The sequence below is a fragment of the Bacillus cereus group sp. MG16 genome (assembly GCF_040459875.1).
In the GTDB taxonomy this organism is placed as follows: Bacteria; Bacillota; Bacilli; order Bacillales; family Bacillaceae_G; genus Bacillus_A; species Bacillus_A paranthracis.
Map to the genome: position 1 here is coordinate 2,354,769 of NZ_JARVHE010000001.1, position 21,911 is coordinate 2,376,679.

A 21,911-nucleotide genomic window follows, 5' to 3' on the forward strand; every position below is an offset into this window, starting at 1 on the left:
CTATACATACTGTCGTTATGAAAGTACGTTATAGTAGCTCTTATGTCTTTTGCCCTATTTTAAGAAGAAACTCAATATTTATACATGAACTAATTCCCATAAAAAGGATAACTATTTTTTCATAATTCGTAGCATATTAAAAACATCGGAGGTGAAACGATATGGCAAACAATAACAGTGGAAGTCGTAATGAATTGTTAGTTCGAGGCGCTGAACAAGCTCTTGATCAAATGAAATATGAAATTGCACAAGAGTTTGGTGTGCAACTTGGTGCAGATACAACAGCTCGTTCAAATGGATCTGTTGGTGGTGAAATTACAAAACGTTTAGTAGCAATGGCTGAACAACAACTTGGTGGTAGAATTAACCGTTAAGTGAATTGACATAAAATATAGTAGATATGTAAATCAATTTCTTTTGTATATGTATAAAAAACAAACCCTTATAGTAAATGAATTTTCACTCAAAGATTATTGATAATCTTCTTTCATAATCTTTGGGTATTTTATTTGTAAACTACTTTCCTAAACAATAAACACGTGGTGTTGGAAAGGTGTTTTCCATGCATAGTAGAAAATCTTTTGCAGGAAAAAGCATACTTAAAAATTTGATTTCAATATTGAAATCAATATTTATTATGATATTTTCGAAAGGGAGGAATTTAAAAATGGGTATATTAAGTGGAAATCCTCAAAATGAGCCGTTACATTACGGAGAAGTATTCGACATTTGGAGTTATCTTCTTGCTGCACAGGGTGCGATTGCAAGTCATCAAGTGTTTATGAATCATACAGGTGATGAAGATTTGAAGAAGTTTTTAGAAGGCTTAATTGAAAATGATATGAATTCGGAAATAGAAGAATTAAAGGCGCTTTTAAAAGTTAATGGGGTTGCTTTACCGCCTGCTCCTCCAGAACGACCAGTTGCATCTATCGAAGACATTCCTCCTGGAGCACGTATTAATGATGCAGAAATTGCTGCTGCTGTTTCTACAGGATTAGCAGCTGGACTTGTCACATGTAGTCAAGTAATGGGAAAATGCCTTCGAGAAGATGTAGGTATGTTATTTGGACAATTTCATATGAAAAAAGCGCAGGCAGGTGTAACGTTGCTACGTTTAAGTAAGAAAAAAGGGTGGGTAGTTCCACCTCCGTTACATGTAAGAAATTCAGATCAAGCTTAATAAACAAAAATAAAAAAGTGGCGTTGGCCACTTTTTTATTTTTTAGATGTATCCTCAAGCTTGGATTTATTTATTGTGGAGGAATCTATATATTCATCTGACATTTCCATAGCATATTTATCATGACGAATATGATTGTGATTTCTTAAATTATCATCGTTACGCAGTACTAGCTTCTTCATATAAATGTGGAAGAAAATTTCTGTTCCACCAATAATTAAAGCGGCTATAAATGAAGAAAGTCCAATATTACGAGTAGCATCTAAATCAGTAAACAAGGATGTTAGTAACCAAGTGCCAAAGAAGCTTAAGCCTAAATCTGCTATTGTAGCAATCATATTTCCGTACTTAGGTAAAATGAAGAGATCTCCGATTAAATAGGCAGCTCCTGTAAGGAAAAGAGAAATGAGTAATACTTTAGGAATTGAAATGCCTTTAAAGATACTAAGTATAATTAGTAATACTGCAGTTATCAATGTGTATTTAATTAATAAAGCAACAATATGTTTCATCATTTTCTTCCATTGTTTAAATGTATATGGAATAAAGTGAAACTTTAATCAGTGGGGGTTTTGTTCATCCCCCACTGATTATTAGCCCTCACCAATCGGACTTTTACGGACAGTTGATTTCCCACCTAACTTCTTTGCTTCCGCTGAATTTTGAGGTGGGGGTCTTACTGCCCGTTAAAGCGAGATAAAATATTCCATTAAAAACGGGTTATGCTTTTATATAGCGTAACCCGTTTTAATCACTCTTTAATGGGAAGAGGTACAAGCTGGGTAAGAAGCAGGCTTATACTACGGATAGTATTTGCGAAATATCGAGTTTTATTCACAAAGGGTAGGTCTATCCTTATAATAGAGATGTTGCCTAAGTACAGTTTTTTTACTAAACTTAATAATTTTTTTCCATTTTGATTTTGAAGTATATTTTAATTACTTAATATTAAAACCAAAGTTTTTTTGCTTAATGTGCCTTTTTATCTACATATTTTCCGTAATCAGGTACAGCAATTTTATCAAATTCTTGAACGAGTGTATTGAGGCTTGTTGATAGCAATTCGCCTGACATCGGTATCCCATGTCCAGTAATAGCGACTAGAGGCTTTAATTTCTCTAGCTTAATAACTGACTCTTTAGCGGTTTTCCAGTCTGTTGTTAAATAGCGAGGTGGTCCGCTTATTTCCTGTTCCTGAGTAATTACTTTATATAAATATTCCTGTTTCACTGTAACAAAAGCGTCCCCAGCAATTAAAGTTCGGTCTTTTTCTCGGAATAATGAAATATGCCCTGGAGTATGTCCTGGTGTATGAACCCATCTAAACTCTGGCATATGAGGAACGGTTCCATCTGCAGGTAATACTTTTACGCTATTTTCTAAATCAATCGGTTCGTTAGGGAACAGAGACGACATTTTCGCTACCATACCACCTTCAACTGTTGGGTCTGGCTCAGGATAGCTTTGTTGTCCAGTCAGGAACGGTATCTCCATTTGATGTGCATAGACTGGAACATCCCAATACTTGATGAGTTCAATTATTCCCCCAACATGATCAAAATGCCCGTGAGTTAAAATAATTGCTTTTGGGCGACTATTTGTACCAAATCGCTTCTCAGTGACAGAGATAATTTCATTTGCACATTTAGGCATTCCAGCATCAACTAAAATAAAATCATTGGTATGCGGATGTCCAACAAAACAAATGTTGACGATTTGAATCGTGTAACAAAATAAATCAGGCAATACTTCGAGGCCATGACCACTTTCAATTGAAGTTGCCGGAATAAACTTGTAATCACTTCCATAATTCATTTCATTGTCCAATTTTTCTCCCCCTTAATTTATTCCAATATGACATTATAGTTCCCTAATTTTGAAAATCCATTTTGGAGCATTTGAGAAAAGAATGAGTGGGGGATTACAAAAAACAATAACTTAGTCTTAGAATTAAGGGGGAGATATGTCAATTTATATAAAATGTAAACAAAGAATATTGATTTTAAAGTCGTAGTTTATATTATTTTTTTTGAGTTTAAGTGTATATCTTTTAAGAGGACATACCAAGTTCTTATATTTTGATAATTACTTGAAACTTGAACGGGAAAAACATGATCAAGCGCCCATTCTAATTTGTTTATTTCATTTTCAAGTCCTGTTGGATAGAGTAAAAGGATCTTAAAATTATTTTTAACAATATTTGATAAAACGGTTTGTAATTCAAGCGCTTCAGTCAAGCTTCCGCCCCATCTAACAAATAAAATGGATTGTGAATTATGCATTCTTTCGTAAAGGTTATCAATTCTTTGATCTAATTTTTGTTTGAAATCATGGTATGTGATGAACCAATCTTCATTCGGAATAACAGGGAAATCATGATAAGATGTTACGTTATATTTTGTATCTTTTATAATATGAGAAAAAACAGGTTGTATCACGCCATCATTAAACACAATATTTTGCTCCGGTATTGCTTGCATGTTTTTTAAATCCATAAAGTCTACGAAATTATTTTTCAATAATGTGTTGATAGAAGAAAGATTCGGTGATACAAACCAATCTAGAGGACCTGAATATTTCCGCAGCTTATATTTTTTTAGATGAATAGCAGTATAACAATTTTCCCCTAAACTAATAACATCATCATACATTCCTTGAAGCTTTTTCATTTCCAATACAATCATCCTTTTTTAGAAAAATTAGAAGGTATATATAAATTCTAAAAAGCGTTATTATGACACAAAATATGCTTTTGAAAAATAGGAGAATGGGTTAATTATAAATAATATATGTATGTATAAAACCTCCTGTGAAAAGGCTCACAGGAGGTTAAACTAAGGCGTATTTTGAGTTATGTACCATTTGTTGAGATAAGAATTGTGTGATAATTCATGGCGTTTCTATAATAAAAGGGGAAAACAGAAATACATTGAAGTTAGTTGTGAACAAATTGTAATTTAAAATTGAGAGGAAATAAGAAGCTCTAGTTGCTTCATTATGCAACTAGGGCATTATTTAATCTCTTCCTAACTTAATTATATCATGTAAATCAAATTCGAAATAGACTGTTTCTTCTCATTTACTCCTGCTACAATCAAGAACACATGCATAGTAAGGAGAGATGTTATATGAGTTCTTTCGTTCTCGATTTTCAGGAAATAGAAAAGGGGCAGCTTTCACTCGTCGGCGGCAAAGGGTTGAATTTAGGGGAGTTATCTAACATTCAAGGTATACAGGTGCCAGAAGGATTTTGTGTTACAACGGTAGGATATGAAAAAGCCATCGAGCAAAATGAAGAGCTTCAAACTTTGTTGCAGCAGCTAACCAAGTTGAATCGTGAAGACCGAGCTCAAATTGGTGAAATTAGCAAGAAGATTAGAGAAGTAATTATGGCAGTACAAATCCCCACTGATGTAGTGGAAGCGGTAGCTCATTATCTCTCACGTTTTGGAAATGAACATGCGTATGCCGTGCGTTCTAGTGCGACGGCTGAAGATTTACCGTATGCTTCGTTTGCTGGTCAACAAGATACGTATTTAAATATTATCGGAAAAGAAGCGATTTTGCAGCATGTAAGAAAGTGCTGGGCGTCTTTATTTACAGAGCGAGCCGTTATGTACCGCATGCAAAATGGTTTTGAACATAATCAAGTTTCTATATGTGTTGTCGTTCAAAAAATGGTTTTCCCTGAGGCTTCGGGAATTTTATTTACGGCTGATCCGGTTACTTCTAACCGAAAGGTGCTATCAATTGATGCCAGTTTTGGACTTGGTGAGGCGTTAGTATCAGGGCTGGTCTCTGCCGATAATTATAAAGTAAAAGAAGGTAAAATTACTGAAACGGTGATAGCGACTAAAAAATTAGCTATTTATGCTGTCAAAGAGGGCGGAACAGAGACGAAACAGATTGATCCGGCTCAGCAAAAGGTTCAAACATTGTCTGAACAACAAATATTACAACTAGAACAGATCGGAAGACAGATAGAAGCTTATTTTGGCTGTCCGCAAGATATTGAATGGTGTTTAGCCCGTAATACATTTTATATTGTTCAAAGCAGGCCGATAACGACTTTATATCCAATTCCAGAAGAAAATGATGGGGAAAATCATGTATATATATCAGTTGGTCACCAACAAATGATGACCGATGCGATGAAACCATTAGGGTTATCTTTTTTTCTGTTAACGACAAGTGCCCCAATGCGCAAAGCGGGAGGACGGCTGTTTGTTGATGCTACGCAACAATTAGCTTCACCTGCTAGCAGAGATTATTTAATAAATACTTTAGGAAAATCAGATCCACTCGTAAGAGATGCATTAACGACTATAATCGAGCGAGATAATTTTATTACATTGTTACCGGATGAAGAAACGGAAAAGAGTGCTAGTAAAAGTAAGCCACCAGTAAGTTTGCAGCCAGAAATCGAAAATGATCCAGCAATCGTTACGGAATTAATAAAGAATAGTGAAGCATCACTTGAAGAGTTAAAACAAAATATGCAACTGAAATCAGGAGTGGACGTACTTGATTTTATTTTGGAAGATATTCAGCAATTAAAGAAAGTATTGTTTAATCCACAAAGTATAGCAGTTATTATGGCAGGTATGAATGCTTCAGCATGGATCAATGAAAAAATGGAGCAATGGCTGGGCGAAAAGAATGCAGCGGACACCCTTTCTCAATCGGTGCAAAATAATATTACGTCGGAAATGGGTTTAGCATTAATGGAAGTTGCTGATGTGATTCGGCCGTACGAAGAAGTTATTGCGTATTTACAACATGTAGAAAATGATAGCTTTTTAGATGAATTCGTTCAGTTTAAAGGCGGGGAAAAAGCTCGAGAGGCAATCGATGCTTTTCTAAATAAATACGGAATGAGATGTAGCGGAGAAATCGACATTACGAAAACGCGCTGGAGTGAGAAGCCAACAACCATTATCCCGATGATTTTAAATAATATAAGAGATTTTGAATATGGTGCAAGTAAACGGAAATTTGAAGAAGGACTGCAAGAAGCTTTGAAAAAAGAAGAAGAGTTAGTAGATCGATTGCAGCAATTGCCGGATGGAAAACAAAAAGTAGAAGAAACGAAGCGAATGATTCGCAATATCCGTAATTTTATCGGCTATCGTGAATATCCGAAATACGGTATGATTAATCGTTATTTCATATATAAGCAGGCGTTACTGAAAGAAGCTGAGCAACTTGTGCAGAGCGGTGTCATTCATGAAATTGATGATATATACTATTTAACTTTTGAAGAGCTTCACGAAGTTGTTCGCACGAAGAAACTAAATTATGAGCTTATTCATAAACAAAAAAATGATTATAAATTATACGAAAAACTAACGCCTCCTCGTATAATGACGTCTGATGGAGAAATCATTACAGGTAAATATAAACGAGAAAACCTCCCAGTTGACGCGATTGCAGGTCTGCCTGTTTCTTCTGGATTAGTTGAGGGGAGAGCTCGCGTTATTTTAAACATGGAAGATGCGAATTTAGAAGAGGGAGATATATTAGTTACGGCTTTTACTGACCCTGGCTGGACGCCATTATTTGTATCTATAAAAGGATTAGTTACTGAAGTCGGCGGACTTATGACGCATGGAGCAGTTATCGCACGTGAATATGGATTACCGGCAGTTGTTGGGGTGGAGAATGCTACAAAGCTAATAAAAGACGGACAACGAATTCGGGTACATGGAACTGAAGGGTATATTGAAGTGTTGTAATGAAGTAAAAGATCATCCGCTATAAATAGTGGATGATCTTTTATTTTGCAATAACTCATTTCTTTAAACCAGCTGCATAAAAAGGTCCATGAACTGCGATTGTTGATAAAATACGAGCAATTTCCTTTGGTGTTTCTTTTTGGCCACTATTTAACCATTGCTGAATGACACCAATATGAGCAGATGCCATATAAGAAGCTAAATATTGGCTTGGAACAAGTAAATTTTCCTTATTAATGAGAGCACCATTCGTATCTTCAAATAATGTTTTCCACATAAAGTCTTTCAACTTTGTTTGAAAAGATAAATCTCCTTTTGGGCTTAATACAGCTTTCATAAAATCACTATTTTCATTTAGAAATTCAAGAATAGAAGTGATAAGTAGAAACGACATTGTTGGAGAAGGATTCGATCCGAGATCCGCAATCACTTCTGGGAATCTCTTTTTTGCAATGCTAGAAAACTCATACATAATGTCTTCTTGGCATTTTGTCATTAAATCAAATTTATCTTGATAGTGCGCATAGAAAGTACCGCGATTAATGTTTGCTTTCGTTGTAATATCTTTCACTGTAATGGCGTCAAAACCTTTTTCTTCAATTAATTCCACCAATGCATTTCGTATGGCAGTTTTCGTACGAACAACACGTAAATCTAAATTACTATCGCGCAAAGCATGTCCCTCCTTCATTTTAGCCAACACATTTCAAGGATGTGTCTTATAACCGACACATTCACGATTTTTGATTATTGTATAAGGTGTAGCTCGAACATATAATTCAAAATGTAAATAAACAACACTTGGTTATTATAAATCAAATGTAAGGAGGAGAAAAGAAATGTTTAAAAATAAACTTTTATTGTTATCACCAGTTGTTGCACTACTTGTTGTTTTTATTTTTTCATTAACATTATTTCCAACCGTTCAACCTAATCCGAAAAATTTGCCAATCGCAATTGTAAATGAGGATCAAGGAGTAGAAATTCCGAATCAACCGAAAATGAACATGGGGCAAACAATCGTTGATAACATGAAAAAAACAGCGGAATCAGAGGAAGAACCCGCCGTGAAGTGGGTAGAAGTAAGAAATAAAGAAGCTGTTCAAAAGGGATTAAACAATAGAGAGTATTATGCGGCATTAGTCATCCCGGAAGAATTTAGCGCAAAACAGGCATCATTACGAACACAACAGCCGTCTTCGCCAGAGGTAGAAATATTCATAAATCAAGGAATGAATACAGCAGCATCAACTATGGCAGGTCAAATGTTAAATACTGTAGTTGATAATATGAACAACAATGTTCGTACACAAATATTAGAAGGATTGAAAGCAAACAGGGCTACTTTAACAACAGACCAAGCTGCGAAAATAGTAACACCTATTGTAAAGAAAGTGACAAATGTAAATGAAACCGGAAAAAATAGTGCGAACGGGAACTCGCCAATTTCATTATTCCAGCCATTATGGATCGCAAGTTTAGCGAGCGCAGCGCTTATCTTTATCGCGATAAGTAAAATGCCGATTCGTACAAGAAACGAAAACTTCGTATTAAAACTAAAGCAAATCGTAACAGGCGCAATTGCCGCACTTGTTATTGGGTTCGGTCTTACGTGGATTGTGGATGGAATGGTAGGATTAAATATTTCAAATTTCACTGATACAGCACTATTTTTATCTATTACATCCTTTAGTTTCTTCTTAATGATATCGGCCGTACTTTCATTAGTTGGACTAAAAGGAATTGGTGTATTCGCACTCTTACTATTCTTTGGGGCACCGTTATTATCATTAGCACCGGAAATGTTGTCGCCATTTTATCAAGACTGGGTGTACGCATGGTTGCCAATGCGATTTATGATTGAAGGACTGAGAGAAATATTCTTCTTCGGAAAAGAGTTAAGCTGGAGTACACCTCTTACTGTACTCGTTTGGATTGGTGCGGTAAGTATGGCTATTATTCTATTGACTGCTTTCAAACGTAGTGCAATAAAGGAACATAAAACAGAATTAAACGCTTAGAAAAAAGAACGTTTCACTCGTAGTGAAGCGTTCTTTTTGTGGTGAAATGAAGAGTTCGTATTTGTGGTTCATTTTGTATACATGCTCCTACTATTTCAAATTGCATAAAATGTTATGCGGAATAATGGAGGGGATACAATGTATAATTCGAATTATTATGATTCGTATAGGCAAAATGATAAGCTGATTCGCGATATTGAGAAAGCAATTAATGGAGAGTTTAGTGCAATAAGTTGCTATGCGAAATTAGCCAACATGGCTCCAAATGCGGCGGAACGAAATCAAATTCTTGAAATTCGTAACGATGAAATAAAGCATTTTCACCAGTTTGTACAGATCTATACAAATTTAACTGGTCAGCAGCCGAAACCACAAATTACAGAGGAATGTCCAAATACGTACTTACAAGGATTAGAATTTGCAATACAAGATGAACAGAAGACAGTGGATTTCTATTTGGAGATTTCAGATGAAACATCAGACGCACATTTAAAAGAGTTACTGCGTAGAATAGCTACAGATGAACAAAATCATGCGGTGTGGTTTTTATATTACTTTGTGAAAACGAAGTGAGTGTTTAAAGAATTAAAACCGTTTCACTAGTAGTGAGACGTTTTTTTTGTGGAATACAAGCTGTAAAATAGATATCTTGAAAGTGTAGTGGTTCATTTTGGTATATAATGTATAAAACGAAAATTAGTAAAAGAAGTAAGTATATGAAAGGAGAACAGGAATATGGAGAGAACTACAATTAAAGAATATACAATTCGAACCGCTAAGGAAGAGGAAAGCGATAGCATTATCAAGCTATTAAAGGAAGTAGCACAGTGGCTACAACATAAAGAAGTAGATCAATGGCAGTATCTGTTAGGTGAAGAAGCAACAGCTGAAATACTAGAAGGTATAAGAGAGAAATATACATATGTGGTTACGAAAGAAGATGAAATTATCGGTACAGTTACAGTATCTCCTAAACAAAATGAATGGGATGAATATATTTTTGGTAAAGAGGAAGTTTCTAATTCATTATATATTCATAGATTTGCGGTGAAACGGAAGTATAAGGGGAACGGAATCGGAGAATGGATGTTACGGTGGATAGAAGAGAATGTACAACATGACAAAGAGTTTTTAAAACTAGATTGTGTAGGACATAATCGCATATTGAATGATTTTTATAAGAGAAATGGTTTTGAATATGTTGGCAGTACAGATGGACTTAGTAAGTTTCAAAAGAAAAGGGGATAGTGAATGAATCAAATTGATACTGGTTTAGTTAAAAGATTAATAGGGGAACAGTTTCCTGAATGGGCACATTTAGAAGTGAAACCTGTAAAGTTTAGTGGGCATGATAACAGAACATTTCACTTAGGTGATAAGATGAGTGTAAGATTGCCAAGTGATGCAGCATATGCACCGCAAGTAGAGAAAGAAAACAAGTGGCTACCTTTATTAAGTAAGGAGCTTTCTTTACCTATTTCTATACCAATTGCGAAAGGAAATTCATCTGAAGTGTATCCATGGCTGTGGTCTATTAATAAGTGGATAGAGGGAGAAACAGTTACGAAACAAAACATTCGTGATTTAAATGAATTTGCAGCGGACTTAGGAACTTTTTTAGTAGAATTACAATCTATTGATGCAAGTAACGGACCGGTAGCTGGAGCACATAATTTTTACCGAGGCGGGCTTATATCTGTATATGATGAAGAGGCGAGAGGTGCTATCGAAAATAATAAGGACGTTTTTGATGAAACAGTATTAAAGCATCTTTGGGATTTAGCACTTCAGTCAACATGGAACCGTAAGCCAGTTTGGATTCATGGAGATGTTGCACCAGGGAACTTACTCGTTAAGGATGGAAAGCTTTGTGCTGTAATTGATTTTGGTATTTTAGGAGTAGGGGATCCGGCCTGTGATGCAGCGATGTCATGGACGTTTTTTGATAAAAGTAGTAGAAAGATATTTAAAGAAGTACTACAAATAGATGAAGAAACGTGGAATAGAGCGAGAGGATGGGCACTTTGGAAGGCGTTAATTACGTATGATGCGAATAAGATTAGTAATAAGATAGTGGCAGAAGAATCGTATCGTGTCATTCAAGTAATTGTGGATGATTATGGACAGTAATAGAAAAAGCCTATTTTGAATCATACGATCAAAATAGGCTTTTTTATATGATTAATCGATACTTAAAGCTTTTTTACCCATTTGATTATAACTGTGCTCAAATCGGGATTTTACCATTGGCTGGTCTTTTTTACCGTCTAATGGGTCATTATAATAAATGTTACGATCATCTACACCAGTTATGATAATAGTATGTGCATTTCTGTATCCATTTACAGTTTTTCCTTGAGGTGTTTTCCAAGTTTGTTCTAGTTGTGGAGCAGTTATTCTGTTTCCTACCCACGCTACAACTGGTTTACCATTACGTACGTAGCTTTCTAATACAGAGAAATCCTGTCCTGTTAAATCTGTACCTCTTGCATGTTTATCAAGTAATTGTTTCAATGGTGCCGGGTTAATAGAGTAACCCAATCTTTTTCCTGTTACGTCACCAACGAATCCGATGTCTGGATCACCCCAAACTGTAATTTTTCCGCCTTCTTCCATCTGATATCTCGTTGTATCAAAGGGCATTTGATTAGCAAAGTCTACTTTATTTAATGAACGTCCTGTATAGTATTCTAAAAGCATTTGGAGTGAAATAACTGCACTTCCTTTTTGTAGTTCCGGCAATTGATTAATGGCAGGAACATTTAAGAGGAGCTTTGGACGTAAGAGATAAGACATGTTTATCCATTTTGGTCCTTTATCTGTACGAATTTGTACCCATCCGTCATCTCCCATAGCTAATTCTTCGATGCCGCCTTGTGGAGCATACTTTCCGGATATTTTAGAAGAAAAATTAGGGCTATCGTAAGCAAAAAATGTTCGTGGTATGTATGTTAGTTCTTTTCCTTCCCCCTCTTTTAAATATGGATTCATCCATTGAAGCCCTTCGCTAGTGCGAATTTTTAACCAGATGCTATTTTCTTCAACAACTGTTACAGTTTGAGGGGGATATTTACCAACCACGTATCCTGTTCTTGACGGTCTATCAAAGGTAACAAAGTTTTTATCAATGTATACTTGTTTCTCTTTTAATGGTGTCCACTTTAACCCATGATCCGTCGCAATTTTGATCCAGCCGTTTTCAGATTCATCGAATACAGTAACGGTTTGTGGTGCATATTCAGCAAGTATACCTGAATGAAGAGAGGTTTCAGGATAAATAAAATAATGTTGTTTCATAGTAACTTGCTTTAATTTAATTTCTTTATCTTTCGATTGGTCTGTGCGAGCAACTAAACTTGCAGCTTCTGCACGGGTAATCGTGTTATCTGGATACCAATGACTACCACCATAGCCCAGTGAAATACCAAGAGCAACAAGAAGATTAGCCGATTTTTCACTCCAATGTCCTTTTAAATCTCGGAATACAGTAGGTAGGTTTTCAGTGGTTTTTTTGTCTAAGTTATATGCATGAACAAGCATAGAGGCCATAGCAGCTCTCGTTAGCTTTCCAGAAGGTTCGAAATTTCCATTCCCGATGCCTTTAATAATCCCAGCTTTTTCAACTGCAGCAATATAAGGAGTAGCCCAATGTTCTTGAGAATCTTTAAATGATGGCTTTGCTGAAGCGTCTATTTGTAAGTTTAATATTTTTGCCATGATAATTGCGGCAGAAGCTCTATCAATTTCAAGATTAGGTCCAAATGTACCGTCTGGTAAACCGGATAAGACTTTTTTCTTTACTAAATAATCAACGGACGGCTTTGCCCAGCCAATAACATCAGGAAACTGATAGTAGTAATCGTCTTCGTCTTCGTAATTCCCCAATCGCGCATTATTTTTTTGTGTTACAGTTTCACTCACAGCGAAAGAACTAGATGGAGCGATGATAGCACCAAATAGCAAGGCGCTTGCCAAAGTTATTTTTATTGTTTTCAAATTTCTATTCTCCTTCTATTTTTATGTAGGTTAATTTAAAGAGTACATTGAAAGAAATAATTTAGTTACAAAATATACGTTTGAAATGAGTATATGTAACATGTATGAAAGATATTATATGATAATTTTTGGAGACTGACAATAAAAATGTAAGATTATTGCTTGTGTAATTTTCAAATGAAAAGAAGGGATTTAATATAATTATACAGAATATTTAGATAAATAGGAGGTGTCGAATTTTGAGTGAAATTGAATTAAAAAGGAATGTAATTAAGACAGGGAGTGAGAAGAGCATCATTCTTCGGTTTATACTCGCTAGTCTCGTTGGGGTGTTTATGTTTTTCGTACCAGTTACAATAAACGGTGCTTCTTCCATAATGATTGATCATATCGTGTCGTGGATTAGAGCTTCGGTTCCGAGCGTCGTACCTTATTACGCACTACTCGTTATGATAATGGGTGCGATTTATCCGTTTTATACGAAAAAATGGAATGCATCTATCGTAGATATTTGCTTTTCGATTTTAAAAGTAGTTGGCGTTGTTTTCGGTGTATTATATTGTTTGAAAGGAGGGCCAGCTTGGTTCTTTGCACCAGATGTAGGGCCGTTTTTGTATGAGAAACTAGTCATATCGGTAAGTTTACTCGTTCCGATTGGTTCGGCGTTTTTAGCGCTATTAGTCGGATATGGATTACTTGAATTTATCGGTACGTTTTGCCGACCAATTATGAGACCGTTATGGAAAACACCTGGACGATCAGCAATTGATGCGGTTGCGTCCTTTGTGGGAAGTTATTCACTGGCTTTATTAATTACGAACCGTGTCTATAAAGAAGGAAAGTATACAACAAAAGAAGCATCCATTATCGCTACAGGATTTTCTACAGTATCCGCAACATTTATGATCATCATCGCAAAAACATTAGATATTATGCATTTATGGAATGTTTATTTTTGGACGACTCTCGTTGTGACATTCATCGTAACTGCTATCACCGTAAGACTCCCACCCCTTAGTAGAAAACCAGATACATATGTAACGGAAGAAGGGTTCCCAGAGCCTGTTTATAAAGAGAAAATGTTAGAGCGCGCTTGGGAAGATGCGCTAGAAGTATCGAAATCTGCACCGAGTATTATAAAAAATATTGCAGTGAACTTAAAAGATGGTTTTATTATGACAATGGGAATTTTACCATCTATTATGTCTGTAGGGTTAATTGGTATCGTCTTAGCGAAGTTCACACCAATATTTGATTGGGTCAGCTATATTTTTTATCCTTTTACATGGGCTTTACAACTGCCAGAAGCAGACTTAGCTGCTAAAGCGGCATCCGTCGGTATTGCGGAAATGTTTTTACCATCATTATTAGTAGTTAGTGCACCACTTGTGACAAAGTTTGTCATTGCGGTTGTTTCGGTATCATCTATATTGTTTTTCTCAGCATCCATTCCTTGTATTTTATCGACAGATATTCCGTTAAAAGTATCAGAACTTATTATTCTGTACGTACAAAGAACGATATTAACGTTGCTTATCATTACGCCGATTGCTTATTTGTTGCTTTAAAAAGGGGAAAGGCATAAAAAAGAATCCTTCTATAAAAGGAAGGATTCTTTTGTTTAGTGTTTTTATCAATTAAATACCTTAAAATGTACACTTTTGGATGTTTTATTTGTTTTTCGAATATGAAGTAATACTTCTTAAGAAAATTCCTAACCCTGCAAAAAAGAATCCTAAGCATAATAAGCTTCCTGGCGTTCCCCAAGTAATTTGATCTAGCATTTTTATCTCCTCCCGTTTATTATTATATATTATTTGTTGATATTTACCAGAATTTTCTTTTTTATAAGTACGAAATTAATGTTTATCGATGATTCATCCACCCCAGATGTGAAGAGTATATTCGAAAAATGATTCTTTCAATTACATTATGTTATCTTTATAATACGTTTTTGTTTTATATGATATAGTAACAACAAAGGGGGCTTACAAATGGAAATCATTCACGAAAGAGCAAAGCTACGGTTAATGGATAGTAATGATGTCGAAACTTTGTTTTCGATTGTAGAAGGAAATCGGGAAATTTGGGCGTATTTAATCTCTAAAATGGATAGTGTGCAAGATATGCAGCAATATGTGCAAAAAGCGATACAAGGTTATGGAAAGGGTACACAAATCCCTTTCGTTGTAGTAGATCAACAGACGAATAAGATTGTAGGAAGTACACGTCTATATAATATTTCAGTAGAAGATAAAACAGTCGAGTTAGGACAAACTTGGTATCATCCAAGTGTCCAGCGTACGAGTATAAATACAGAGTGTAAGTATATGCTTCTCCAGTATGCTTTTGAAAAACTGCATATGCTCAGGGTACAAATTAAGACAGATGCAAGAAATGAAAAAGCACAACGAGCAATTGAAAGGTTAGGCGCAGTAAAAGAGGGCGTGCTTAGAAATGAAAGAAAATTACCGAATGGTTATGTGAGAGATGCAGTTGTGTACAGTATTATCTCGAGTGAATGGCCAGACGTGAAAGAACAATTGTTAGAAAAATTAGAGTTGTATAAAGAAAAGCTATAATTCGTGTTTTGAAAGGTATATTGTTTGTGATACATGAAAAATATACCTTTTTTCTTACAAAATGCTACTTTATTTTAATTCCTTTTGTTTCATCGTTCCCTTCTGAGAAAAAATTCGTTACAATGTAGTTGTATGGTAATAAACTTATGAATTTAAAACATGTAATGAAAACCGCAAATGAAAATGAATTGATAATCCTCAATTTTAAATGAAAACCCTTTTATACATAAATAACAAGTAAAGTTCCTTCTTTTAAATAAACTCAAACAAAACGATTTGATATAAATGTTTTTTTATAGAAGTATGGATGATGTACGGAGGCAATTACAAATGAAAGAAAATAAGAAGAGTAAGAAAAGACGAATCTTTCAAGTATTTTTACTAATGATTTGTTCTGCTATTTTATATGTAAGTTATGCAGCTTACGATATTTGGAGCTACCGTTTTAAAACAGACGATAGTGTGAAAACGGATGCTGGTATCGTACTAGGAGCGGCTTCTTGGAATGGGAAACCATCCCCTGTATTTAAAGAAAGAATTAATCATGCGATTTCTTTATATAAGAACGGAAACATTAAAAAGATTATTTTTACGGGTGGTACAAAGTTTGAGGCAGAGCTTGAGGAAGCGCGTACTGCAAGAGTATATGCAATGAAACAAGGTGTAAAAGAGGAAGATATTTTAATTGAAACAAAATCCCTTTTCACTGAAGAAAATTTAAAGAATGCGAAGGAAGTTGGAATAGAGAACGGAATACGCACATACACGATTGTAAGTGATCCACTTCATATGAAACGCGCAATGAGAATCGCAAAACATATTAATATTGAAGCGTATGCTTCACCAACGCCGACATCAGCATATAAAACGTTAGATACAGAAATCCCATTCTTCTTTAAAGAATTATTCTCATATATTGGATATGTAACCTCGTTGCCATTAAAGGCATTGAAGGGAGACTAATAAGGAAAGAATCTATTTTTCAATAGGAACTTTTCTTATTAGTCAAAAACATTGTATTTTTATCGGAATAGTGAAACAATAGAGAGGTAGCTTCATATAATCATAATGACAAAATGAACGGTTTATGAATCGAGCATAAAGGAGATTATAGTATGGCACTCTCATTTGTTGAAACAGAAAAACAATCTTTCATTATTGAACAAATAAATAAATTGATTCCGAAGTTCATGGAAAGGGAGCATCAACTAAGTGAATTAGGATCATTTCCGTATGAAAATATAAATGATTTGAAAAATATCGGATATACGAAATTAACGTTACCGAAGGAATTTGGTGGTAGTGCGATTTCTTTATATGACTTCGTTCTATTTCAAGAGAAAATTGCGGAAGGCTGCGGGGCTACTGCCTTATCGATTGGCTGGCATCTTGGCATTGTGAAAGAACTAGCGGAAAATCGCTCTTGGAATGATGAGATGTTTAAATGGTTTTGCGAAGAAGTGCGAAATGGGGCGCTCTTTAATAGGGCAGCAACAGAACCGAAAACAGGGAGCCCGACGCGTGGCGGTAAACCAGAAACAATAGCGGTTCAACAAGGCGAGAAGTGGGTTATAAATGGAAGGAAAACTTTTACAACGATGGCGCCAGTACTTGATTATTTTATTATTTCAGCAAGTATGGAGGGCAAAGAAGAAGTTGGTGAGTTTGTCATTCCAAGAAATACAATCGGTGTATCCATTGAAGAAACGTGGGATAGCGTTGCAATGCGAGGGACTGCTAGCCACGACCTTGTCTTACAAAATGTAGAGATAGACAACCGCTTTTTTACGGATGTAAAAGGCGGGAAAGTGAAACAAAAGGGTATTGGCTGGTTGCTACATATACCAGCATGTTATTTAGGAATTGCACAATCAGCAAGAAATTATGCAGTTCAGTTTGCGGGATCATACAAACCAAATAGTTTAAACCATTCTATTAGTTTATTACCGAATGTTAGAAGATTAGTTGGAGAATTAGAACTCGAGCTTATGCAAGCTCGCGTCTTTTTATATCAAATTGCGAAAAAATACGATGAGGCAGAAGATAAACTGTCACTACAAGCAGAATTAGCGGCAGTGAAATACGCCGTAACAAATGCGGCGATATCCATAGTGGATAAATCAATGCGCATCGTAGGAGCAAAAAGTTTATCAGAAAAAAATCCGCTTCATCGTTATTATTTAAACGTTAGGGCAGGACTACACAATCCGCCGATGGATGATGCAACACTATCTATGCTTGCGGATGCGGCGTTTCGGTCGTAGGTTTTTTAGCTTGAACTTTATTATTTAAGTGCGATATAGTTGTTTTGAAAGCACGTGTTTGATTAGTAATCGAACGCGTGCTTTTTATTCGTTGGATATACTAGTTTAAAAAGCACGCGTTTTAATATAAATGGTTATCATGATTTTGTAAGTGTTCCTTGATGGAAAAACATTTGCCATCTTCCCTCAATCAGTTTCCAAATGGAGCTTCGCAAAGTATTCTGCATTCTAGTTTCATCTCTTACACGATATGTTGCCAACACTGTATCGTCCGATATAGGGTGTATTTCAAAATTAGAAAGAGTCATTTCTCTTACACTAAGTCCGTCTCCACCAACAGAGTCCTTCTTATACCAAACGTTTCCTGAACTTCCAAACTCAAAAAAATTGTCTGCAAGTAACTTGTCCAGTTCAGCTGGATTTGTACGAGTTTTAGGTTCTAATAGTTTTTCCTCTAGTGCACATAAATGCTTTTTTAATTCAGATTGCTTTTTCACGTGATCATCCCCATATATTAATTATTGTACAACAACTAAACTGCTCTTTTTTTAACTAACGAAAAGAATTTTGACTAGTTAGATAATTGGTTGCGTATTATTATAATGCCAGTATAGAAGCGTTGTAAACATTTGTCTTATCTAATCCCAAATTAAAGGCCTTTCCAAATCTACCATTCGTAAATATTGTAAAAATTGACCTGCATGGACCGCATCATGATAAGCAATTCGTAATAGCATATCGCCTAAATATCGTTGATAGCCAACATCGCTTCGATCAATAAGTCTTGAATCTAGCTCTGTTATGCTTATTGATTGAACATATTCTATGAAATTGGCAAAACATGATTGTGCTAATTCAATTTCTTTTTTAACACAAGTAATTGACTCGTCATCATACGGGATATGTATGTCGTTTATTGAGCCGTTGTTTTTTAAAATCATATGATAGTAAAAAGTTGAGCTCCATACGTGACGAATCATTTCACCAAAGGACATAGCCTCATGATCAGGCTTCCAATTAAGAAAATTATCGGGAAGAGAATTCCATAATTTTTCTGAGCGCCTTCTCGTTTCTTTTAAATTTAGTATACTAAGATCAATTGCATTCATAATACATTCTCCTTTACTATTAAACTTAAAATAATTGTATCAATTAAATAGTTAGGGTATCATCGAAATATGAATGTATATCCGAATATCTCATATATAGCTAAACTCATTGCTGAACCTACAAGAGCAATCATCTTAGATTGTTTAATGAATAATCAGGCACTACCTGCTAGCGAATTAGCTTATATGGCAAAGGTGTCACACCCAACAATTAGTTCTCATCTTTCTAAATTAGTAGAGGGGAATCTACTTACAGTTGAACAACATGGTAGACATCGTTACTATCGACTTGCTAATCAAGAGGTAGCAGAGGTTCTTGAAAAGTTAGGAACAATCGCACCAACAGTTCAAGTTCGGTCTTTAAAACAATCAGATCAACTAAAACAAATTCGTTATGCTCGAACTTGTTATGATCATCTTGCAGGCAAACTTGGTGTAGAGATAGCTGAAAAATTACTACATAGGAAATTTATCATTTTAGAGGAAGGAGAATATATTGTAACGGAACAAGGTAAGCAATGGTTTCTGAATTTTGGAATAAATATTGAAAAGGCAAATATAAAAAGGAGAGTATTTGCAAAACCTTGTCTTGATTGGAGTGAAAGACGCTATCATATTTCTGGTTGGTTAGGATCTACAATAGCAAAACTATTTTTTAAACAGGAATGGATTACAAAAACGGATAAGAATCGGGCTGTCCATCTTACAAGAAAAGGTATGAAGTTCTTGAGAGACGAATTAGGCATTGACATGGAAAATAAAGAAATGAAATAACCTGAGTCTATACAAATGTAGACTCAGGTTATTTCATTTCTTTTAAAAATATTTAGTGATATTTGCGCACGGCAAATTAACCTCGTTTGCTTTACGGAAAGAGATTAACTACAAAAATAGTAGTTGAGACGATCCTATTAAATTAGTAATCATATTCATTGGAAATTATGCGTAAGAATATAGTAAATGAAGGGAGATATAAAATGAATAAAGTGAAACTGAAAATATTTAATATAAAGTATGTCATGATATGTCTTTTATTCACAATTATATGTATTCTCACTTCATTCTTCATTTCTAGTAATTCGAACGTATTTAAATCTTATTATATTAACCAATTACTAGGAACGAATTCTACTAAAGGTCTTATGTATATGATAGGCAGCGAAAATCGTTATTTTGCAGAAGAATTTCATAAAGAAAAAGGACGAGCGTCTTTGGAATCTTTTTTACTTTCACTTTCTACAAATATTAATGTAAATGATCTTCGAAGCTTATTAACTCGAGAACTTCCAAATATGAATCAATTTTATTCGGAAATATTAATTGCCGGGGAAGGAACAGATTATACGAACATTCCTGAAGAATCCAGCATTCCTTTAGAGAATATTCAAGATAAAGGTACTGCTGTTAAACATCCAAAAAGTGAGAAAGAAAACAATTCAAATACACAAAATAACGGCGAAAATAAAGTTTTTATTTATCATACACATAGTTGGGAGTCGTTTATTCCTCTCATTCCAGGTGCTACTAAACCTGATGATGCCTCTAGTACAAATAATGAAGTGAATATTACGTTTGTCGGAAACTATTTAAAACAAAAGTTAGAAGAAAAAGGAATAGGCGTTTCACATGATACGACAAATATGAGGGACTTTCTGCGAAATAAAAATTTAAACTGGGCCCAATCTTACAAAGGATCTCGTCAAATATTACAAGAAAAATTAGCACAAGATAAAAATATTATGTTTCCTATTGATCTTCATAGGGACGATGCACGAAAAAATATTACGAAGAAAACGATTAATGGAAAGGATTATGCACGACTCTATTTTATTTTAGGTCGAGAAAATCCTAACTATGAAAAAAATAAAAAAATAGTAACGGCAATCAATTCATATTTAGACGAGAAGTATTACGGTTTAAGCCGAGGCATTTTTATTAAAGATCGTAAAAGCGGGAATGGAGTATATAATCAAGATCTTTCTCCAAATGCATTACTTATTGAAATGGGAGGGGTAGATAATACTCCAGAAGAACTGTATGCTTCCGTAGACGCATTAGTAGAAGCATTTAGCCATTATTATAATGAAGTAACAAAGAAAAATAACTAAATATAGCGGAGAAATTTAGTGTTTTTGTAAAATGAAAAGGAGTGACACCTAGTTAGGCGTTCTAGGGGGTTACTCCTTTTTTGTAGAATATGAAAAATATAAGGTTACCAATACACGTTATCAATTGAAAAAATCTTTCTTTTCATTCTTCTTTTTATCGTTTTATAGGAGAATGCTATGCTTCTTATTTCACCTACTGTATAATAAGAAAAAAGCACGAAAAGAGGTTATCTCATGCTAGAGGTTATTGCAACATGTTTAGAAGATGTGAAACGAATTGAACGAGCTGGCGGGAAGCGAATTGAATTAATTTCATCTTATACAGAAGGCGGTTTAACGCCGAGTTATGCATTTATAAAAAAAGCGGTAGAAGCAGTACATATACCAATTCACGTTATGATTCGTCCGCATGCGAAGTCTTTTACATATACGGAAGAAGAAATTGAAATGATGAAAGAAGATATTGTAGTTGCTCAGAATTTAGGAGTAGCTGGTGTTGTATTAGGTGTATTAAATGAAAGAAATGAAGTGGATGAAGAGAAACTAGCGGATTTATTATCTGTGGTAGATGGGATAAATGTCACATATCACCGTGCAATAGACGACACGGAAAATCCAGTAGAAGCGATGAGAACGTTAAAGAAGTTTCATAAAGTGACTCACGTCTTAACTTCAGGTGGACAAGGGAATATAGTTGATAATATTCCGGTGCTTACAGATATGCAAAAGGTAAGCGATGGTCAAATTCAGCTTGTTGTTGGAGCTGGTGTAACGAAAGAAAATATAAAGCAATTGCTAAATGAAACTGGAATTTCGCAAGCTCATGTCGGTACAGCGGTAAGAGAAGGGAAATCATGTTTTGCTGAAATTGATCTTACTTTAGTACAAGAATTAGTTCAAATTACAAAATAAA

The 21,911-nt window shown here is 35.0% G+C and carries 21 protein-coding genes; 14 read left to right on the forward strand and 7 right to left on the reverse strand.

Features of this window, described 5'->3' with window-relative positions; all coding sequences use genetic code 11:
• Positions 1-161 precede the first annotated feature (161 nt).
• Together sasP and QCI73_RS12080 are read left to right on the forward strand one after the other, a co-directional pair.
• On the forward strand, positions 162-374 hold the full coding sequence (gene sasP / locus QCI73_RS12075; protein ID WP_327924122.1) for a small acid-soluble spore protein, SasP family: 213 nt from the start codon (positions 162-164) through the stop codon (positions 372-374).
• 293 nt (positions 375-667) lie between these two features.
• On the forward strand, positions 668-1,183 hold the full coding sequence (locus QCI73_RS12080) for a DUF3231 family protein (RefSeq protein ID WP_000512120.1): 516 nt from the start codon (positions 668-670) through the stop codon (positions 1,181-1,183).
• A gap of 35 nt (positions 1,184-1,218) precedes the next feature.
• On the opposite strand, the gene QCI73_RS12085 is transcribed toward QCI73_RS12080, so the two are convergent.
• The 3 genes from QCI73_RS12085 to QCI73_RS12095 all read right to left on the reverse strand — a co-directional run bounded on the left by QCI73_RS12085 (position 1,219) and on the right by QCI73_RS12095 (position 3,867).
• On the reverse strand, positions 1,219-1,695 hold the full coding sequence (locus tag QCI73_RS12085; RefSeq protein WP_071743133.1) for a YndM family protein: 477 nt from the start codon (positions 1,693-1,695) through the stop codon (positions 1,219-1,221).
• 457 nt (positions 1,696-2,152) lie between these two features.
• The gene (locus QCI73_RS12090) at positions 2,153-3,010 is read right to left on the reverse strand and encodes an MBL fold metallo-hydrolase (protein ID WP_353822989.1); all 858 of its coding nucleotides are present in this window, start codon (positions 3,008-3,010) and stop codon (positions 2,153-2,155) included.
• A gap of 188 nt (positions 3,011-3,198) precedes the next feature.
• Positions 3,199-3,867: a DUF1796 family putative cysteine peptidase gene (locus tag QCI73_RS12095; protein WP_353822990.1), complete on the reverse strand. Its 669-nt coding sequence runs from the start codon at positions 3,865-3,867 to the stop codon at positions 3,199-3,201.
• Positions 3,868-4,311: 444 nt separating this feature from the next.
• On the opposite strand from QCI73_RS12095, the gene ppsA reads away from it, so the two are divergent.
• Positions 4,312-6,918 (forward strand): phosphoenolpyruvate synthase, encoded by a 2,607-nt coding sequence (gene ppsA, locus QCI73_RS12100; RefSeq protein WP_353822991.1) that lies wholly within the window; start codon positions 4,312-4,314, stop codon positions 6,916-6,918.
• Between the two features lie 55 nt (positions 6,919-6,973).
• Here the strand turns inward: ppsA and QCI73_RS12105 are convergent, their stop codons facing one another.
• On the reverse strand, positions 6,974-7,591 hold the full coding sequence (locus QCI73_RS12105) for a TetR/AcrR family transcriptional regulator (RefSeq protein WP_353822992.1): 618 nt from the start codon (positions 7,589-7,591) through the stop codon (positions 6,974-6,976).
• A 166-nt stretch (positions 7,592-7,757) separates the two neighbouring features.
• Here QCI73_RS12105 and QCI73_RS12110 point away from each other — a divergent pair, with 166 nt between their 5' ends.
• The 4 genes from QCI73_RS12110 (at position 7,758) to QCI73_RS12125 (ending at position 11,069) form a co-directional block, all read left to right on the forward strand.
• Entirely contained in the window at positions 7,758-8,939 is a 1,182-nt protein-coding gene (locus tag QCI73_RS12110) for a YhgE/Pip domain-containing protein (RefSeq protein WP_327924113.1), read from the forward strand.
• 138 nt (positions 8,940-9,077) lie between these two features.
• On the forward strand, positions 9,078-9,512 hold the full coding sequence (locus tag QCI73_RS12115) for a ferritin-like domain-containing protein (protein WP_327924112.1): 435 nt from the start codon (positions 9,078-9,080) through the stop codon (positions 9,510-9,512).
• A 162-nt stretch (positions 9,513-9,674) separates the two neighbouring features.
• Positions 9,675-10,187, forward strand: coding sequence for a GNAT family N-acetyltransferase (locus tag QCI73_RS12120; protein WP_327924110.1), 513 nt, complete (start codon positions 9,675-9,677; stop codon positions 10,185-10,187).
• A gap of 3 nt (positions 10,188-10,190) precedes the next feature.
• Positions 10,191-11,069, forward strand: a complete 879-nt coding sequence (locus tag QCI73_RS12125; protein WP_353822993.1) for an aminoglycoside phosphotransferase family protein — start codon at positions 10,191-10,193, stop codon at positions 11,067-11,069.
• 51 nt (positions 11,070-11,120) lie between these two features.
• Here QCI73_RS12125 and QCI73_RS12130 read toward each other — a convergent pair whose 3' ends face one another.
• Positions 11,121-12,935 carry an S-layer homology domain-containing protein gene (locus QCI73_RS12130; protein WP_353822994.1) on the reverse strand — a complete coding sequence of 605 codons (1,815 nt, stop codon included), beginning with the start codon at positions 12,933-12,935 and terminating at the stop codon, positions 11,121-11,123.
• A 239-nt stretch (positions 12,936-13,174) separates the two neighbouring features.
• On the opposite strand from QCI73_RS12130, the gene QCI73_RS12135 reads away from it, so the two are divergent.
• The 4 genes from QCI73_RS12135 to QCI73_RS12150 all read left to right on the forward strand — a co-directional run bounded on the left by QCI73_RS12135 (position 13,175) and on the right by QCI73_RS12150 (position 17,781).
• The gene (locus QCI73_RS12135) at positions 13,175-14,503 is read left to right on the forward strand and encodes a YjiH family protein (RefSeq protein ID WP_353822995.1); all 1,329 of its coding nucleotides are present in this window, start codon (positions 13,175-13,177) and stop codon (positions 14,501-14,503) included.
• Positions 14,504-14,929: 426 nt separating this feature from the next.
• Positions 14,930-15,517: a GNAT family N-acetyltransferase gene (locus QCI73_RS12140; RefSeq protein WP_000402598.1), complete on the forward strand. Its 588-nt coding sequence runs from the start codon at positions 14,930-14,932 to the stop codon at positions 15,515-15,517.
• 330 nt (positions 15,518-15,847) lie between these two features.
• Positions 15,848-16,480 (forward strand): YdcF family protein, encoded by a 633-nt coding sequence (locus tag QCI73_RS12145; protein ID WP_000662223.1) that lies wholly within the window; start codon positions 15,848-15,850, stop codon positions 16,478-16,480.
• A 152-nt stretch (positions 16,481-16,632) separates the two neighbouring features.
• Positions 16,633-17,781: an acyl-CoA dehydrogenase family protein gene (locus QCI73_RS12150; RefSeq protein ID WP_327924102.1), complete on the forward strand. Its 1,149-nt coding sequence runs from the start codon at positions 16,633-16,635 to the stop codon at positions 17,779-17,781.
• Positions 17,782-17,918: 137 nt separating this feature from the next.
• On the opposite strand, the gene QCI73_RS12155 is transcribed toward QCI73_RS12150, so the two are convergent.
• Both QCI73_RS12155 and QCI73_RS12160 read right to left on the reverse strand, forming a co-directional pair.
• A complete protein-coding gene (locus QCI73_RS12155) occupies positions 17,919-18,278 on the reverse strand; it encodes a nuclear transport factor 2 family protein (RefSeq protein WP_353822996.1) in 360 nt (119 codons plus the stop codon).
• Positions 18,279-18,419: 141 nt separating this feature from the next.
• The gene (locus QCI73_RS12160) at positions 18,420-18,890 is read right to left on the reverse strand and encodes a DinB family protein (RefSeq protein WP_353822997.1); all 471 of its coding nucleotides are present in this window, start codon (positions 18,888-18,890) and stop codon (positions 18,420-18,422) included.
• Positions 18,891-18,959: 69 nt separating this feature from the next.
• Between QCI73_RS12160 and QCI73_RS12165 the strand changes: the two genes are divergently transcribed.
• The 3 genes from QCI73_RS12165 (at position 18,960) to QCI73_RS12175 (ending at position 21,910) form a co-directional block, all read left to right on the forward strand.
• Positions 18,960-19,664: an ArsR/SmtB family transcription factor gene (locus QCI73_RS12165; protein ID WP_327924097.1), complete on the forward strand. Its 705-nt coding sequence runs from the start codon at positions 18,960-18,962 to the stop codon at positions 19,662-19,664.
• A gap of 203 nt (positions 19,665-19,867) precedes the next feature.
• Complete coding sequence (gene spoIIP / locus QCI73_RS12170; protein WP_327924096.1) at positions 19,868-20,998, forward strand: stage II sporulation protein P; 1,131 nt, start codon at positions 19,868-19,870, stop codon at positions 20,996-20,998.
• 234 nt (positions 20,999-21,232) lie between these two features.
• Complete coding sequence (locus tag QCI73_RS12175) at positions 21,233-21,910, forward strand: copper homeostasis protein CutC (RefSeq protein ID WP_353822998.1); 678 nt, start codon at positions 21,233-21,235, stop codon at positions 21,908-21,910.
• Position 21,911 lies beyond the last annotated feature (1 nt).

What these genes read in the sequence shown, in the direction of transcription:
- sasP (WP_327924122.1), top strand. Translation starts at nt 162, where the DNA reads ATGGCAAACAATAACAGTGGAAGTCGTAATGAATTGTTAGTTCGAGGC.
- QCI73_RS12080 (WP_000512120.1), top strand. Translation starts at nt 668, where the DNA reads ATGGGTATATTAAGTGGAAATCCTCAAAATGAGCCGTTACATTACGGA.
- QCI73_RS12085 (WP_071743133.1), bottom strand. Translation starts at nt 1,695, where the DNA reads ATGAAACATATTGTTGCTTTATTAATTAAATACACATTGATAACTGCA.
- QCI73_RS12095 (WP_353822990.1), bottom strand. Translation starts at nt 3,867, where the DNA reads ATGATTGTATTGGAAATGAAAAAGCTTCAAGGAATGTATGATGATGTT.
- ppsA (WP_353822991.1), top strand. Translation starts at nt 4,312, where the DNA reads ATGAGTTCTTTCGTTCTCGATTTTCAGGAAATAGAAAAGGGGCAGCTT.
- QCI73_RS12110 (WP_327924113.1), top strand. Translation starts at nt 7,758, where the DNA reads ATGTTTAAAAATAAACTTTTATTGTTATCACCAGTTGTTGCACTACTT.
- QCI73_RS12115 (WP_327924112.1), top strand. Translation starts at nt 9,078, where the DNA reads ATGTATAATTCGAATTATTATGATTCGTATAGGCAAAATGATAAGCTG.
- QCI73_RS12120 (WP_327924110.1), top strand. Translation starts at nt 9,675, where the DNA reads ATGGAGAGAACTACAATTAAAGAATATACAATTCGAACCGCTAAGGAA.
- QCI73_RS12125 (WP_353822993.1), top strand. Translation starts at nt 10,191, where the DNA reads ATGAATCAAATTGATACTGGTTTAGTTAAAAGATTAATAGGGGAACAG.
- QCI73_RS12140 (WP_000402598.1), top strand. Translation starts at nt 14,930, where the DNA reads ATGGAAATCATTCACGAAAGAGCAAAGCTACGGTTAATGGATAGTAAT.
- QCI73_RS12145 (WP_000662223.1), top strand. Translation starts at nt 15,848, where the DNA reads ATGAAAGAAAATAAGAAGAGTAAGAAAAGACGAATCTTTCAAGTATTT.
- QCI73_RS12150 (WP_327924102.1), top strand. Translation starts at nt 16,633, where the DNA reads ATGGCACTCTCATTTGTTGAAACAGAAAAACAATCTTTCATTATTGAA.
- QCI73_RS12160 (WP_353822997.1), bottom strand. Translation starts at nt 18,890, where the DNA reads ATGAATGCAATTGATCTTAGTATACTAAATTTAAAAGAAACGAGAAGG.
- QCI73_RS12165 (WP_327924097.1), top strand. Translation starts at nt 18,960, where the DNA reads ATGAATGTATATCCGAATATCTCATATATAGCTAAACTCATTGCTGAA.
- spoIIP (WP_327924096.1), top strand. Translation starts at nt 19,868, where the DNA reads ATGAATAAAGTGAAACTGAAAATATTTAATATAAAGTATGTCATGATA.
- QCI73_RS12175 (WP_353822998.1), top strand. Translation starts at nt 21,233, where the DNA reads ATGCTAGAGGTTATTGCAACATGTTTAGAAGATGTGAAACGAATTGAA.